The sequence below is a fragment of the Raoultibacter massiliensis genome (assembly GCF_900199545.1).
Taxonomy (GTDB): Bacteria; Actinomycetota; Coriobacteriia; order Coriobacteriales; family Eggerthellaceae; genus Raoultibacter; species Raoultibacter massiliensis.
Map to the genome: position 1 here is coordinate 452,546 of NZ_LT962671.1, position 16,062 is coordinate 468,607.

9 protein-coding genes are annotated in these 16,062 nt (G+C 58.4%); all 9 read left to right on the forward strand.

The genetic code is table 11. The features are described from left to right. Positions 1-98 precede the first annotated feature (98 nt). Entirely contained in the window at positions 99-2,285 is a 2,187-nt protein-coding gene (locus C1719_RS06065; protein WP_102374306.1) for a cytochrome C oxidase Cbb3, read from the forward strand. A 12-nt stretch (positions 2,286-2,297) separates the two neighbouring features. Beyond that, positions 2,298-2,879, forward strand: a complete 582-nt coding sequence (locus C1719_RS06070) for a very short patch repair endonuclease (protein ID WP_102374307.1) — start codon at positions 2,298-2,300, stop codon at positions 2,877-2,879. Between the two features lie 319 nt (positions 2,880-3,198). Then, complete coding sequence (gene nifJ, locus C1719_RS06075) at positions 3,199-6,750, forward strand: pyruvate:ferredoxin (flavodoxin) oxidoreductase (protein ID WP_102375942.1); 3,552 nt, start codon at positions 3,199-3,201, stop codon at positions 6,748-6,750. A 119-nt stretch (positions 6,751-6,869) separates the two neighbouring features. Continuing rightward, positions 6,870-8,987 (forward strand): sodium-translocating pyrophosphatase, encoded by a 2,118-nt coding sequence (locus tag C1719_RS06080; protein ID WP_102374308.1) that lies wholly within the window; start codon positions 6,870-6,872, stop codon positions 8,985-8,987. A 616-nt stretch (positions 8,988-9,603) separates the two neighbouring features. After that, a complete protein-coding gene (locus tag C1719_RS06085) occupies positions 9,604-12,267 on the forward strand; it encodes a molybdopterin-dependent oxidoreductase (protein WP_102374309.1) in 2,664 nt (887 codons plus the stop codon). Between the two features lie 9 nt (positions 12,268-12,276). Further along, positions 12,277-12,855, forward strand: coding sequence for a 4Fe-4S dicluster domain-containing protein (locus tag C1719_RS06090; protein WP_102374310.1), 579 nt, complete (start codon positions 12,277-12,279; stop codon positions 12,853-12,855). A 56-nt stretch (positions 12,856-12,911) separates the two neighbouring features. Continuing rightward, the gene (locus tag C1719_RS06095) at positions 12,912-13,640 is read left to right on the forward strand and encodes a TorD/DmsD family molecular chaperone (protein ID WP_102374311.1); all 729 of its coding nucleotides are present in this window, start codon (positions 12,912-12,914) and stop codon (positions 13,638-13,640) included. A 9-nt stretch (positions 13,641-13,649) separates the two neighbouring features. Continuing rightward, positions 13,650-15,329, forward strand: coding sequence for an ATP-binding protein (locus C1719_RS06100; RefSeq protein WP_102374312.1), 1,680 nt, complete (start codon positions 13,650-13,652; stop codon positions 15,327-15,329). Continuing rightward, positions 15,329-16,039, forward strand: a complete 711-nt coding sequence (locus C1719_RS06105; RefSeq protein ID WP_245874385.1) for a response regulator transcription factor — start codon at positions 15,329-15,331, stop codon at positions 16,037-16,039. Before C1719_RS06100 ends, C1719_RS06105 begins: the two co-directional genes overlap by 1 nt. Positions 16,040-16,062 lie beyond the last annotated feature (23 nt).

Consider the following 16,062-nt stretch of genomic DNA (forward strand, 5'->3'; position numbering starts at 1 on the left):
AGTAGGGGTCGGCGTATTGCCGGCCCTTTTGCGCTCTTGTCGGTTCGTGCGTTTGTCGTAGTCCGCGGAGGGCTAATCGCGTATAATCTGTAGCGCTTATGCCAAGTTTATGGGAAAAGATCAGAAGGATCGTCGGCGACTATGCGCGTGCGAACAGGGCTGCCCTGGTGCATATCGCGAAATGCGTAGCCGTTGTATTCCTCGTGGCGACGTTGCTCGAGGTATTCGTCTTCAACATCAACTACTTCGCCTCGGCAGGCTACAGCACCATCGATTTGACGAGCAAGCTCGATCTGCAGGAAACGCACGATGGGGATAAGACCCAGTACCGGCTGACCGAGGTCGATCACGTCATAGAGTTCTCGAACCTCAACACCGAGGTTCGCAACCTGCGGCTCGATTTCGATTTCAAGCAGCCCGCCCAGGCGCTTCAGATCAAGATCCAGTTTACCGACGAAGCACATCACACGTATTTCGACTCGACGGAATACACCGTGGGCGTTCCCACGACGACCGTATCCACGTTCGTCGACCAGAGCGAATACATCAACCTTAACACTGCAGGGCTTGTGGACAACCTGCGCATCGAGATCGTCGGCGACAACGTGCAGTACCCGATCCTTCTCGACGGCATCGCCGTCAACGCGCATCATCCGTTTGAATTCAATACGGCACGCTATTTCATCGCTCTCGGCATTCTTGCTCTCATCTGCGTTTTCAGGCCGAAATCGAGCATTTACCGCTGTTTCATCGTCGAGCAGCCCCGCCGCTCGAAGGCCATTATCGTCGCAACGGTTGTCGTCGAGGTGTATCTGATGGCGACATTCCTCTTCTTCGGCTCGAACCTTGTGGGTGTGGCCACCTCTTCGTACAACTTCGGGGCATGGGATGGCACGAGCATCGTCAACACGTTCGAGGTGGGGGGAGACAACGCCCAGCAGTACGCCGAGCTTGCCAAGGCCATGTCGAAGGGGCAGCTCTATCTGGAAGAGGAGCCCCCGCAGTGGCTCCAGGACATGGATGACCCCTACGACAAGGGAGCACGCGACGAAGCCCAGAAGGTGACGGGGGAGTCCTACCTGTTCGATGTGGCGTATTACGACGGCCATTACTACGTGTATTTCGGAGTGGTGCCGGTCCTGTTGTTCTATCTTCCCTTTTTCCTGATAACGGGAGCTAATTTTCCAACCGCCATCGGCGTGCTCATCGCGTGCATCGCGTTCGTGCTCGGATGTTCTGCGCTGCTCGATCGTTTTGCGCGCTACCACTTTAAGCGAGTGAGCCTCGGACTGTACCTGCTGTTGCAGATTCCCCTGGTCTTCTGCTGCGGGGTTCTCTACTTGCTGAAGTTCCCCACGTTCTATTCGCTGCCCATCATGCTCGGGCTGGCGTTCTCGGTGTGGGGCCTGTATTTCTGGATGAAGGGGAGAACGTCTGCTTCGCCCTGCAAGTGGTACTTGGCGGGCTCGTTGTGCATGGCTCTCGTCGCCGGATGCCGACCTCAGCTGCTTGCGTTCTCGTTGCTTGCGTTCCCGCTGTTCTGGCGGCTGTTTATTACGAAGCGCCACCTGTTTACACCAAAGGGCGCCCGGGAATTCGCGTGTCTGGTTGCGCCGTATCTCGTGGTTGCGGCGGGGCTTATGTGGTACAACTGCGCCCGTTTCGGGTCTCCGACGAATTTCGGGGCGAACTACAACCTCACGGTTAACGATATGACCAAGCGAGGTTTCAGCGCGGGGCGCCTTGCACCTGCGTTTTTCGCGTACTTCCTCCAGCCTCCGTGCGTAACGGGCGTGTTCCCGTTCGTTCAAGCCGCTCCGTTCGATACGACCTACATGGGGCAGACCATCAAGGAAGTCACCTTCGGAGGCATCCTTGCGTGCCTGCCCATCCTGTGGATCTTGCCGTTTTCGAAGCGCATATTGCGGATGCGCGTTGCCCAGCGGTCCACGCGCACGATCGCGGGAGTCATCATCGTCTTGCTGTCGGCGGGTGTGCTCGTTGCCTTGCTCGACGCGCAGATGGCGGGAATCCTGCAGCGGTACTTCGCCGATTTCAGCTTCATGTTTCTTGCAGCTGCCGTTCTTCTTGCGTTTATCGTGAACGAGAACCTCGATCAGGGGTCGGTGACGCGCGATCTTTTGATGAAGGTGCTCGTCGTTCTCGTTTCCGTAAGCCTGATCTACAGCCTTCTCGTGTGCTTCGTGCCCGAGACGGGTTGGTATTCGGACGTGTATCCCTGGGCTTATCAGAGCGTGATAGAGACGGCTCAGTTCTGGACGTAGGCAAGAGGTTCGATGGATAAGGAAACGCAGCGCAAAACCCCTCAAGCGCCTCCTGCATCGTCCGAGGCCGTCCACAAGTCGATGCAGTCGAACAAGCGCCAGAACACCAAACCCGAATTGCTCGTGCGCAAGCGGCTGCGCGAAGCGGGGCTGACCGGCTACCGTCTCCAGTGGAAGGTGCCCGGCAGGCCCGATGTCGCCTGGCCGGGAAAGCGCGTCGCCTTGTTCGTCAACGGATGTTTTTGGCACAGGTGCCCGCACTGCAACTTGTCGCTTCCGAAATCGAACGTCGAGTACTGGCACATCAAGTTCGAACGGAACGTGGAGCGCGACGAGAGAAACCTCGCCGCGCTTCGGGATATGGGTTGGCACGTGCATGTCATCTGGGAGTGCCAGCTCAAGAAAAAGAAGATCGACGAGACCTTCGCCGAGCTTCTGCCCGTATTGGCCGAAGAGCTTGGGAAGAAGCTCGGCGGCGCCTGCGAGGATGCGGATGCGCCATGCGACGGCGGCGATCCGGGGAATCGCATGGCCGATGCGGCGGGCGCGTGTTCGGGCGAAGGCACCGATGCCGATCGCTCAAGCGGCGTTTAGCCGGCTGGGTGCTGGGCGAGGCGAGGGCTTCGGCTCGTTGCTGCAGTCGCCTCACACGTTCCCTTCATAATTCTGGCCGCTTGCCGATTGGAGCGACCGCGCCATGCTGCCCGTCAAGCTCGACGCGGAGAGCGGCGAATTCGGACTGGTATCATGAATGCCGTGTATCCGACCAGACGAAGTTCGGCCAGACGAAGATTTTCGAGCGGGAGGGAAAGGCCGGGGTTGCCCGGTACCCGTTCGAATGCGTGCGATCGTGCGGTTGCGCCTCATCTTCGAGCTTCGGGTCAGAGAGAAATCCCTTCAAAAGGAGAGGTGTATGACGAGAGAACTCAAATCCATGGACGGCAATAATGCTGCGGCGTACGTCTCCTATGCGTTTACCGAGGTAGCGGGCATTTACCCCATCACTCCGTCGAGCCCTATGGCCGACCTGGTGGATCAGTGGGCCGCTGCCGGCCAGAAGAACATCTTCGGCACCACGGTAAAGGTATGCGAGATGCAGTCGGAGGGCGGTGCCGCAGGTGCAGTTCACGGTTCGCTTGCTGCCGGTGCGCTGACGACTACCTACACTGCTTCCCAGGGTCTGCTTCTTATGATCCCCAATATGTACAAGATGGCAGCCGAAATGCTGCCGAGCGTGTTCCATGTGAGTGCGCGTACGGTTGCAACGCAGGCGCTCAGCATCTTCGGCGATCATTCCGACGTCATGGCATGCCGTCAGACCGGTTTCGCCATGCTCGCCGAAAGCAACGTGCAGGAGGTCATGGACCTGTCTGCCGTAGCGCACCTTGCCGCCATCAAAGGTCGCGTTCCATTCATCAACTTCTTCGACGGTTTCCGTACCTCTCACGAGGTGCAGAAGATCGCCGTGTGGGATTACAACGATCTTGCCGATATGTGCGATATGGATGCGGTGCGCGAATTCCGCGAGCATGCCCTCAATCCCGAGCGTCCTGCCATGCGCGGCTCGCATGAGAACGGCGATGTGTTCTTCCAGCATCGCGAAGCGTGCAACAGCCACTATGCGGCGTTGCCTGCGGTTGTCGAAGACTACATGCATCAGGTGAACGCGAAGCTCGGCACCAACTACGAACTGTTCAACTACTACGGCGCTCCCGACGCCGATCGCGTGATCGTTGCCATGGGCTCGTTCTGCGACGTCGTCGAAGAGGTCGTCGATTACCTGAACGCTCACGGCGAGAAGGTCGGTCTTGTGAAGGTTCGCCTGTACCGCCCGTTCGTGACCGAGAAATTCATGGCCGCGCTTCCCGCGACCGTTAAGAAGATCGCGGTCATGGACCGCACCAAGGAGCCGGGCGCTGTGGGCGAGCCGCTCTACATGGATGTCGTCAATGCCCTCGTGCACGAGGGACGCACCGACCTCATCGTGGTCGGCGGGCGCTACGGCCTTGCTTCGAAGGACACTCCTCCTTCGTCGGTGTTCGCGGTTTACACGGAGCTCGAGAAGGATGCTCCGGCGCGCGAGTTCACGGTCGGCATCGTGGACGATGTGACGAACCTCTCCCTTCCCGAAGATCCGGCGAGCCCCAATACGGCTGCAGAGGGAACCATCGAGTGCAAGTTCTGGGGCCTCGGCGGCGACGGCACCGTGGGCGCGAACAAGAACTCGATCAAGATCATCGGCGATCATACCGATAAATACGTGCAGGCCTACTTCCAGTACGATTCGAAGAAGACCGGCGGCGTGACGATCAGCCACCTCCGCTTCGGGGATTCTCCCATTCGCAGCACTTACTACATCAACAAGGCGGACTTCGTCGCCTGTCATAACCCGTCGTACGTGACCAAGGGCTTCCGCATGGTCAACGACGTCAAGCCGGGCGGTACGTTCATGATCAACTGCCAGTGGTCGCCCGAAGAGCTCGAGCATCATCTGAACGCCGAGGCAAAGCGCTACATTGCCGAAAACGACATCAAGCTCTACACCATCAACGCCATCGACCTCGCCCAGGAAATCGGCATGGGCAAGCGCACGAACACCATCCTGCAATCGGCGTTCTTCGCGCTTGCGAACGTGATTCCCCAGGCCGAGGCTCTGCAGTACATGAAAGACGCTGCGACCAAATCCTATCTCAAAAAGGGTCAGGAAGTCGTCGACATGAACCATCGCGCCATCGAGGCCGGCGCTACCGCCTTCGTGCAGGTCGAGGTTCCGGCAAGCTGGGCCGAGGCGACCGACGGGGCCGAGGCCTCCGAGCTTGCGGGCCGTCCCGAGCTTGTCAAGCAGGTCGTCGAGATCATGGAGCCGGTGGGCCGCATGGACGGCGATCGCCTGCCCGTCTCCGCGTTCGTCGCGCATGCCGACGGCCAGTTCGAGCAGGGTGCCGCGGCTTACGAGAAGCGCGGCGTTGCCGTGAGCGTTCCCGAGTGGGATGCAGCAACCTGCATCCAGTGCAACCAGTGCGCGTTCGTGTGTCCGCATGCCACCATCCGCCCGTTTGCATTGACCGAGGGCGAAGCCGCGGCTGCACCCTCTGCCATCAAGCTCGTTCCGATGAAGGGCAAGGGCAACGACGGATTCCAGTACACGCTGGCTATTTCGCCGCTTGACTGCATGGGCTGCGGCGTGTGCGTGAACGTGTGCCCGACCGATTCGCTTGCCATGGTTGCGCAGGAAGACGAGCTTGCCCAGCAAGACGTGTTCGCGTACTGCGTGACGCAGGTTTCCGACAAGCCCGAGCTGGAAGACGTCAGTGTCAAGGGCAGCCAGTTCAAGCAGCCGCTGCTCGAGTTCTCGGGCGCCTGCGCCGGCTGCGCCGAAACCGCTTACGCCAAGCTCGTCACGCAGCTGTTCGGCGATCGCATGTATGTGGCGAACGCTACGGGCTGCTCGTCGATCTGGGGTGGTCCTGCGGCAACGTCGCCGTACGCGATCAACAAAGACGGCCATGGTCCCGCGTGGTCGAACTCGCTGTTTGAGGATAACGCCGAGCATGGTTTGGGCATGCTGCTCGGACACGAGGCCGTGCGCGACAAGCTGGTTGCCGATAGCGAGAAGCTTCTGGCATCGGGTGCCGACGAAGCGGCGAAAGCTGCCGCGCGGGCTTGGATCGATTCCATGGGCGCCGCGGAGGAGAGCAAAGAGGCTTCGCAGGCGTACATCGCCGAGCTCGAGAGACTGGCCGCATCCGATGACGCTGCGGTGCGCGATATTGCAGCTGCCGTGCTTGAGAACAGGGAATACCTGACCAAGAAATCCGTCTGGATCTTCGGCGGCGACGGTTGGGCCTACGACATCGGCTACGGCGGACTCGACCACGTGCTCGCTTCGGGCAAGGACGTCAATGTGTTCGTGTTCGATACCGAGGTCTACTCCAATACGGGCGGACAGGCATCGAAAGCTTCCAATATCGGCCAGGTTGCCCAGTTCGCCGCCTCCGGCAAGGACATCAAGAAGAAGAGCCTCACCGAGATCGCCATGGCGTACGGCTACGTGTACGTGGCCCAGGTTGCCATGGGCGCCAAGCCGGCGCAGACCATCAAGGCCATCGCGGAAGCGGAGGCCTATCCCGGACCGTCGCTCATCATCGGGTACTCGCCCTGCGAGATGCATTCGATCAAGGGCGGCATGGCGAACTGCCAGGACGAGATGAAGAAGGCAGTCGATTGCGGCTACTGGAACCTCTTCCGCTTCAATCCCGAAGCGCCGGCGGGCAAGAAGTTCGTGCTCGATTCCAAGGAACCTGCGGGCGGTTATCAGGAGTTCCTGATGAACGAGGCTCGCTACAGCCGCTTGACGCGCGAGTTCCCCGAGCGCGCGACCGAGCTCTTCGAGCGCAACGAGCAGGCTGCGCTCGATCGCTACGAACACCTTCTGAAGCTCAAGGAGGTTTACTCCGAGGCGTAAGCCTTGGGGCGAGGGTACAAAGGAAAAGAGGCTTGGACGATAATCAAGCCTCTTTTCTTGTATAGTATGCACGTACGTAAAATGACCATGCACCAAACAAGGAAGGAAAGAGGGACCCAATGGCAGAACTACCCCTGATCTTGGGCCTGGTAGCGGGCGTTATCGCAGCCATCTACGCAGGTGTCTTGATCTCTCGGATCAACAAGTTGCCAGCAGGCAACGAAACGATGCAAGGCATCGCATCGGCTATCCAGGAAGGCGCCATGGCGTATCTTGGACGCCAGTACCGCACCGTCGCCATCGTAGGCGTCGTCGTGGCCGTCGTGCTGCTCGTGCCCGGTTTCTTGGGCGTATCGGGCTTCGGAATCTGGACGGCGATCGGCTTTATCGTCGGAGGCGTCGCATCGGCCGCCGCCGGCTTCATCGGCATGCGCATTTCGGTTGCTGCGAACGTGCGCACGGCTGAAGCGGCACGTACCGGGCTGGGCCATGCCCTGCGCGTGGCGTTTCAATCGGGCACCGTCACCGGTATGTTCGTGATCGGATTGGGCATCCTTTCGGTGTCCGTCATGTCGTTTCTCGTGTTCGCGGGCATCGCTCCGTTCTCCGCGCTCGTGGGCTTGGGCTTCGGCGGTTCGCTCATTTCGGTGTTCGCCCGTCTCGGCGGCGGCATTTTCACGAAGGCGGCCGACGTTGGAGCCGACCTTGTCGGCAAGGTTGAAGCGGGCATCCCCGAGGACGATCCGCGCAACCCCGCCGTCATCGCCGACAACGTGGGCGACAACGTGGGCGACTGCGCCGGCATGGCCGCCGACCTGTTCGAGACCTATGTTGTGACCACCGTGGCAGCCATGCTCATCGGCAACCTTGCGTTCGGCGATGGCAACATTGCCGTTTCCCTCGGGTTCCCCGTGATCATCGGCGTCGCGTCGATCATCGCGTCGATCATCGGCACGCTGTTCGTGAAGATGAGCCAGGGCGGCACCATTATGGGCGCGCTTTACAAGGGCCTCTGGATTTCGGCGATCATCGCGATTGTCGCGTTCTTCCCGATTTGCCAGTGGATGCTCAGCGATGTCACCGTGGTGAACACCTCGCTCGCTCCGGTCGGCATCACGCCTCTGTCCATCTGGATCTGTGCCGTGATCGGCGTCGTTCTGACAGCGGCCATGGTTTACATCACCGATCACTACACCTCATCTGAGAAGAAACCGGTCGAATCCATCGCCGAGGCCAGCGTTTCGGGCCACGGCACCAACGTTATCCAGGGCTTGGCCGTGGGCATGGAGGCAACCGGCCTCCCGATCCTCGTGATCGTCATCGCCACGCTCGCGAGCTTCTTCCTGGGCGGCATCTTCGGCATCGCCGTTGCTGCTCTTTCCATGCTCTCGATGGCCGGCATCGTCGTTGCCATCGACTCCTTCGGCCCTGTGACCGACAACGCGGGCGGCATCGCCGAGATGAGCGGTTTGCCTGAGAGCGTGCGCGAGAACACCGACGCGCTCGATGCGGTCGGCAACACCACGAAGGCCGTCACCAAGGGTTACGCAATCGCGTCTGCGGCTCTCGCCGCCGTCGTGCTGTTCGCCGACTTCACCCACACGGTGACCGAGGAGACCGGCGCTGTGTTCTCGTTCGACTTGGCGAACCCGTTCGTCCTTATCGGCCTGTTCATCGGCGGTCTTCTGCCGTATCTGTTCGCCTCGCGCGCGATGACGAGCGTTGGCAAGGCTGCAGGCGACGTCGTCGAAGAGGTACGTCGTCAGTTCAAGGAGATCCCCGGCATCATGGAGGGTACGGGCAAGCCCGACTACGCGAAGTGCGTCGACCTCGTGACCAAGGCGGCTCTGCGCGAGATGGTTCTTCCGGCTATGATCCCGATCGGCACCCCGATCCTCATCATCGTCGTCGGTTTCATCCTGAACGCGATCGGCTACCCCCAGGCGTTCGAGTTCACCACGCTTGTTCTGGGCGGTGCGCTCGTGGGCACCATCATCACCGGCCTGTTCGTCGCCATTTCCATGACGAGCGGCGGCGGTGCGTGGGATAACGCCAAGAAGCTCATCGAAGAGGGCAAGTACGGCGGCAAGGGCTCGTTCGCCCATCAGGCTGCCGTTACCGGCGACACCGTCGGCGATCCTTACAAGGATACCGCGGGCCCCGCGCTGAACTCCATGATCAAAGTGTTCAACATCGTGGCGCTTCTGCTGGTTCCGCTGCTGGCTCTGCTTGCATAAAGCACGAGTTCGATCTTGTTTCGAGAAGGCCGACGGCATAGCGCCGCCGGCCTTTTTGCCGCCAAGGCCCTGCAACTGGGCAGTCGCTGGCGATTCTTTTGCAAAGCGTCTGACGAAGCGGCGATTCGAGGCTCTGGAGATTCGAGACTCTGAACGGGCTGGCGCCGACCCTCGGCGCCCGAACGCCCCGGATTTGCTCGCTTTTTGCCAGATTCATACAAACGAATCCCCTTGAATGCCCCGCGAAGCCAGCCCGCGATCTGCAAGCTGGGCAAACGGCGCAGCTTGCGAGCAGAAGCGTGCAGAAAAGGCCTCCCGGGTCCTTTTTCATGTATGAATCTGGCAAAAAGCGAGCAGATCAGGGGCTGATCGGTTTTTCGCTAACCTTGCTTCGCTGCTGAATCGTCGTCGGCATGTCCCTGTCGCTTGCAAATGACGACCCGCATCCCGATCGCGTGGGTTGTCGTGCATCTATATCGGTAAGAATTTGGAAAGGTATAATTAAGGAATTCTCAATGACGAAAAAATAGCCATTAATCTTTGCAGCTCGTAATCTCATTGTAGGCGCAGGAATGCGCCGCTCCTAGGGGGAAGACACGCATGGTAAGGAGGACCAATGACGAGCTATCTTGAAAAGGTTCGGCAATCGTCGGAGTTGAGCCGAAGGAGTTTCCTGAAGGCAAGCGCGGCGGCCACGGCGGCTTTGGCTGTTTCGGGGGGATTGGCGGGATGCTCTCCGAATAAAGTCGAACCCGTTGAAGAAGCTGAGGCGGTCGCGCGAGACATCGTGACCGGAGAATGGAAGACGGCAGCCTGCTGGCATAATTGCGGCGGCCGATGCCTCAACAAGGTTTTGGTCAAAGACGGCATTGTCGTGCGCCAGAAGACGGATGATACGCACGAGGACACGTTGGAGCATCCTCAGATACGCGGGTGCCTCAGAGGGAGAAGCCAGCGGCAGCAAGTTTTTGGAGCCGATCGTATCAAATACCCTCTCAAGAGAAAGCATTGGGAGCCTGGCGGCGGTCAAAAAGAGCTCCGCGGTTGCGATGAGTGGGAGCGCATTTCGTGGGATGAAGCGCTTGATTACGTAGCTGCTGAACTGAAGAAGGCATACGAGAACTACGGCCCGACGGGGGTCTATTACGTCGGATGGCCGTTGGGATACGGTCTGAGGATTGCTGCGGCACTCGGGGGAGCCGTGCGGTGCGTCAACTCATCGTCGTACGGCACGTTTAACTTCTATTACCGAAGCATCGGGTTGCCGTACGTAGGGGTGGGGCCTGGCACCTATTGGTGCGAAAGTGCAAACGATCGCCTCGATCTCGTCAATTCGGACACGATCGTTTTCTACGGATGCAATCCCGCATGGGCCTCTGCCGGCAATCATTGCAGCTATTTTTGGCGAGCTAAGGAAGCGGGAACCGATTTCGTTTACGTTGGCCCGAGCTACAACCCATCGGCTTCGCTGTTCGAGGCGAAGTGGATTCGCGTGCGGCCGGGAACCGATATAGCATTCCTGTTGTCGGTTGCCTATACGATGATCGCCGAAGATGAGCAAAAAGAGCTTATCGACTGGGATTTTCTCTCGAAGTACACGGTTGGATTTACCAGCGATACCATGCCTGCCGACGCTACGACGGACGAGAACTTTCACGACTACGTTTTGGGCAATTACGATGGGGTTCCCAAAACTCCTGAGTGGGCGACAACCATTTGCGGTACGCCGGTTGAAGACATCGTCTGGTTTGCCGAGACCATCGGCAAGAAGAATAAGGTAGCTATTCTGCATAGCTTTGCCGCAGCGAGAAACAAGGGGGCGGAAGACTTTCCTCAAATGCTCATGACCATTGGCGCCATGGGCGGTCATATGGGAAAATCAGGTCATTCGTGCGGATCGGCTTTTCACTCGACTGCCGGCGCTGGCGGGCCCTCCCTTGTAACGGTTGGGGGATCGGGACTCGATATCGCTTTTGGAGAGCTGAACTACCAGGTCCCCGATCCTGAGCGCTGGAAGGCCGTTCTGGATGGCAAGTTCGTCGACATAGGCGCCGGCATCGACTTTGCCCCGTTTCCCGAGGCGGTTGAGCGGGAGGTCGATATCCATGTGATCATGGTCGATGACGTATCGAATTTCCTGCAGAGCAGCCTTGACATCATGGCTGGAATCAAAGCGTTCAGGAAGGTCGATTTCGCATACTGCCAAGCGTATACCCTGACAACGTCGGCGAAATACTGCGACATTATTCTGCCTGCCTGCACGCAGTGGGAGAAGACATCCGCGTTCTGCTATCTGAACCTATCGAGTCGCGAGTACCAGATATACCCTTCGCAAATTACCGAACCGCTTTTCGAATCTCGGACCGATTACGATATAGCATGCGGAATCGCGGAGAGAATGGGACTCGATCCCAAGCAGGTAATCCCCTTAGACGACAAGCAGCAGTATTTCAACGCGATCGCAACTTCCGTAACAACGGAGGACGACGGCATCACCAGCTCCAAGCTTGCAACCATCACCCAAGACGATATCGATGAGTGGGGTGTCGAGGGAGAGCCCCAAGAGGGGAAAATCGGTATCGGCGAGTTGATGGAAAAGGGAATCTATCAGGTTGAACGCGCGGAAAACGACAAACACTACTACATCGCGTACAAGGACTTCATCGATGACCCCGAAAACAATCCTCGTCCTTCGGCAAGCGGGAAGTTCGAGATATACAGCCAGTCGAAGCTTGCCAACATCGTTGCCGCTTCGCGGGGCAATACTGATGCGAAGCCCTATCCGACATATCGGGTTCCCGTGCAGGGGTACGAAACCACGTTCAGCGACTGGGACAATCAGGTTAAGGGCGACCTCCCGTACCTGTTTTTCACTCCTCATTACCTTCGCCGTGCGCACACGACCCTCAACAATGTGCCATGGTTGCGCGAGGCATTCGAAAACCCCGTGTTCATCAACTCATCCGACGCTGCCGAGAAAGGCATCGAGACCGGTGATACGGTTTTGATTTGGAATGATTTCGGCAAGGTTTTGCGCAGAGCGAGTGTTTTGGAGACGATAATGCCCGGGGTTATAGCGCTGCCCCATGGATCCTGGGTTGATGTGGACGAGGAGACGGGGATAGACCATGGCGGTGCGGAAAACGTATTGTCGGGCGGCATTTCGAGCGATAGCTTTGTTTCCGGATACAACAATTACAACGTGAATTTTGAGAAATACGACGGTGATCCGCTTGAGCCCGACGCCCTATGGCCTCAGCGTATCATCGATGCGGAATAGGGGGAACATATGACTCGTCAGGGTTTCTATTTCGACAATCGCAGATGCGTCGGATGCCGTACCTGCCAAGTTGCGTGCAAAGACAAAAACGATCTTGCCGTCGGCATTCTGTTTCGCCGCGTTGACTCGTATCAGGTGGGAACGTACCCGGATGCGATGCTCTACCACTACGCCTCCACCTGCAACCATTGCGAGGCGCCTGAGTGCGTTGCGGTTTGCCCGAATCAAGCTATGTACGTTGATGAAGAGGACGGAACCGTTCAGCATGATGACAGCAAGTGCATTGGCTGCCAATACTGCGTAAACGCGTGTCCGTATGGCGTTCCTCAGTATCTTGAGGACGTGCAGCTGACCCATAAATGCAATGCCTGCATCGAGCTTCGATCCAATGGGGAGCAACCCGCCTGCGTTGCAGCATGCCCGATGCGCGCGCTTGAGTTTGGGCCGATCGACGAGTTGCGTGCCGCTCATCCCGATGCGGTTGATGAAATCGCCGTTCTTCCCGATTCGGACAAGACGCATCCCTCTTTGGCGATAATGCCGAAAGGCGCTGCACTCGAGGCCGATCCGGTGGCGGTCATACTGTAGCCGAGCAACCATAGCCGCGGCTGGGAAAGCAGCCGCGGCTTTCGTGAGGAGGGAAAATGGCAAACGATAAAGGATCGTCATGCTGCGCGCCCGACACGGAAGAATCTGTTTCAACGCTTGACTCCGATGTAAGAATACTGCTTGCAAACAGGGTTTTTCTATACCATTGCCTATCGAGGGCGTTCGTTTTCGAGCCGGACGGAACCCTTCTCGATGCCGTTTCGGATAACGTTGTCTTAAAGGAGGCGTGCTCGCTGCTTGACGGGGATGGCGATTGCGGCGTTGAGCTTTGGGGATTGATAAGCGATGCCGCCCGGGCTCGGGGGACGCTCGATGAGCTGTGCGGCGAATACACCCGATTGTTCATCGGTCCGAACACGCCTCCCGTTCCTCCGTGGGAGTCGGTTTTCGTTTCAAAAGAGGGGCTCCTGTTTCAGGAAAGCACCCTTGCCGTTCGCGAGGCGTACCGCTCCCAAGGATTTCGTGCGGCTGGTTACCCGCATGAGCCGGATGATCATCTGGCAACCGAGTTGAGCTTCATGGCTGCCCTGTCCGAGCGTACGGTGCAGGCTTTCGAGGAAGGGGACGTCGATCGATGCAAGGAGCTTCTTTCGTCTCAGGCCGACTTCCTGCAAAGCCATCTGCTCGTCTGGATTCGCGAATTTTCCGATCGCATGAACGAGGTTGATGGTATAAGCTCTTTCTATCCCTCGTTCGCGTCGCTTGCCGCCCTGGTGTGCGAACGCGATGCCGAGGTTATCGGGGAGCTGTTTGCCGAACTGTAGTGGGGGATCATGGGCAACGTCACGCTGAAAACGAAGTTCGTCGTGCTGATATCGGCGCTGATCGCGGCGTCTCTGCTTGCAAACCTTGCGTGGACGTCGGTGAACAAGCGTGCGCAGATGGAAAACGAGCTGCGGGAAAAGGGCGAAGTGCTCGCTCAGCAAATGGATGCCATGTGGGAATTCATGGCCTCGAACCAGGATCGCCTCGAGCAGATATCCTACACGGAAGACGGAATTTACCAGGGACTCCACTGTGCGATCGTGGGTCGCAGCATTGGGCTTTTGTTCACGTCGCAATCGGAGTACGAAACGCGTTTCGTGAACTTCGATCCGCGCAATGCCGCCGATGCGCCCGACGAATTCGAGGCGGCCGCGCTCAACGCGTTCAAAGAAGAAGGCCTTGCCGAATACTACGAGGTAACCGAATACGAAGGCGAAGAGGTGTTTCGCTATCTGGCTCCCATGACGATCGAAGAGAACTGCCTCGATTGCCATGGTGAGCCCAAAGGCGAGATCGATGTGACCGGATTTCCGAAGGAAGGCTGGTCGATCGGGGATAACGGCGGTGCCATCAGCATCATCATGCCGCTTGACGTGTATCGGGAAAACGAGCAATCCGCTATCGTGCAAGATGTCATCTTCTTCGGCGGTATGCTCGCGTTCTGCCTCGTCGTCGTGTATGTTGCGCTCGGGTATCTCGTCACGCGGCCGCTGAATAAAATCCAGGCCGGCGTGGAACAGATTCAAACGGGAAACCTTGACGTCGAACTTGCCTACACCGAATCGTCGCGCGAGATGAACACGCTGACGGCTGATTTCAACCAGATGGCAGAGGAGCTTTCGGCGATTTACGGCAATCTCGAAACGCAGGTCGAAGACCGTACAGCGCAGCTTGCTCGCGCAAACGACGTTCTCGAGCGTCAGCGTGCGCAACTCGAAGATGCTAACGATCGCCTGCGCGACGAGAATCGGTACAAATCGGATTTTTTGGCGATAATGAGCCATGAGCTGCGCACCCCGCTCACCTCCATCATCGCGTTCGCGGAAATGCTGAACAAAGAGAGCGATCCGAAAAACGAGAAGGAAGCCGAAACGCGCCGCGAGATCGAGGCTAACAGCCGGGCGCTCTTGTTCATGATCAACGACATTTTGGAAATGAGCCGTTTGGATGCGGGCAGGATAGAGATGAATGTGGAAACGGTTGATTTGGGGGATATCGCCGGGCTGGTGCAGTCGGTCGTGCAACCGCTGGCCAAGCAAAACGGCATCGAGTTCACGTGTGAAATCGATGCCGACGTGCCGCTTGTGGAAGCGGATTTCGAGAAGCTTCGCCATGTACTCGAAAACCTTGCGGGCAATGCGGTGAAGTTCACGCCGGAAGGCGGCTCTGTGCGGTTGGCCATCAGCTATCATCCCGAATGCGGGGAAGTGTGGCTCAGGGTTGCCGACACGGGCATCGGCATTGCGAAAAAAGACCAGCAGCGCGTGTTCGAGCGATTCGTGCAAGTCGACTCCTCGGCCTCGCGCAAGTACAGCGGCACGGGTCTCGGGCTGGCGTTGGCCAAGGAGTACACCGAAATGCACAACGGCAGCATATCGGTGGAGAGCGTGCTCGGCAAAGGCAGCGTTTTCACCGTGCGCATACCGGCGAAACGCAGTGCTTCCGATGATGAGGGAGATGGAGAATAATGGATCCGGCAAAGGTGATGCTCATCGATGACGACGAGAGCCTTCATGTGCTCGTCAGGCGTTTGGCCGAGGATGCAGGATATGCGTTCTGCTCGGCCTACGGGGGAGATGAGGGGCTCAAGGTTCTTGCGACGGAGAAGCCCGATCTTCTTTTGCTCGATGTGATGATGCCGGGAACGAACGGGTTCGACGTGTGCCGGAAGATGCGCGAAGACGGTCGGCGCATCCCCATCATCTTCCTTTCCGCAAAAGGGGATATCGTCGACAAGAGCATCGGCTTCAAGGCGGGCGGCGACGACTACGTGGTGAAGCCGTTCAGTTCCGACGAGCTTCTGCTGCGCATGGAGGCGCATCTGCGGCGCCACAAATCGGATCTCGCTTTCGCAAAGGCCATCACGCGCGAAGGGAGCAATGCCACCGGCGACATCGAGGTGTGCTTCAATCAGTACGAGGTGCGGCTGCGCGGCCAGAAGGTCGATTTGACTGCGAAGGAGTTCGAAATCCTCGCGCTTCTGGCTGCAAGCCCCGGCCAGGTGTTTACCCGCGCCCAGATATACGAGCATATCTGGGGAGGGGAAAGCGATGTCGATGAGAGCAGCATCACGGTGTTCATCCGCAAGATCCGAGAGAAGATCGAGGACAACCCTTCGCAGCCCAAGTACCTGCTTACCGTATGGCGCGTGGGATACAAGTTCGCCGAACGCGTATAGCATTTGCGCGAAAGCCGCTTCCC

What these genes read in the sequence shown, in the direction of transcription:
- C1719_RS06065 (WP_102374306.1), top strand. Translation starts at nt 99, where the DNA reads ATGCCAAGTTTATGGGAAAAGATCAGAAGGATCGTCGGCGACTATGCG.
- C1719_RS06070 (WP_102374307.1), top strand. Translation starts at nt 2,298, where the DNA reads ATGGATAAGGAAACGCAGCGCAAAACCCCTCAAGCGCCTCCTGCATCG.
- nifJ (WP_102375942.1), top strand. Translation starts at nt 3,199, where the DNA reads ATGACGAGAGAACTCAAATCCATGGACGGCAATAATGCTGCGGCGTAC.
- C1719_RS06080 (WP_102374308.1), top strand. Translation starts at nt 6,870, where the DNA reads ATGGCAGAACTACCCCTGATCTTGGGCCTGGTAGCGGGCGTTATCGCA.
- C1719_RS06085 (WP_102374309.1), top strand. Translation starts at nt 9,604, where the DNA reads ATGACGAGCTATCTTGAAAAGGTTCGGCAATCGTCGGAGTTGAGCCGA.
- C1719_RS06090 (WP_102374310.1), top strand. Translation starts at nt 12,277, where the DNA reads ATGACTCGTCAGGGTTTCTATTTCGACAATCGCAGATGCGTCGGATGC.
- C1719_RS06095 (WP_102374311.1), top strand. Translation starts at nt 12,912, where the DNA reads ATGGCAAACGATAAAGGATCGTCATGCTGCGCGCCCGACACGGAAGAA.
- C1719_RS06100 (WP_102374312.1), top strand. Translation starts at nt 13,650, where the DNA reads ATGGGCAACGTCACGCTGAAAACGAAGTTCGTCGTGCTGATATCGGCG.
- C1719_RS06105 (WP_245874385.1), top strand. Translation starts at nt 15,329, where the DNA reads ATGGATCCGGCAAAGGTGATGCTCATCGATGACGACGAGAGCCTTCAT.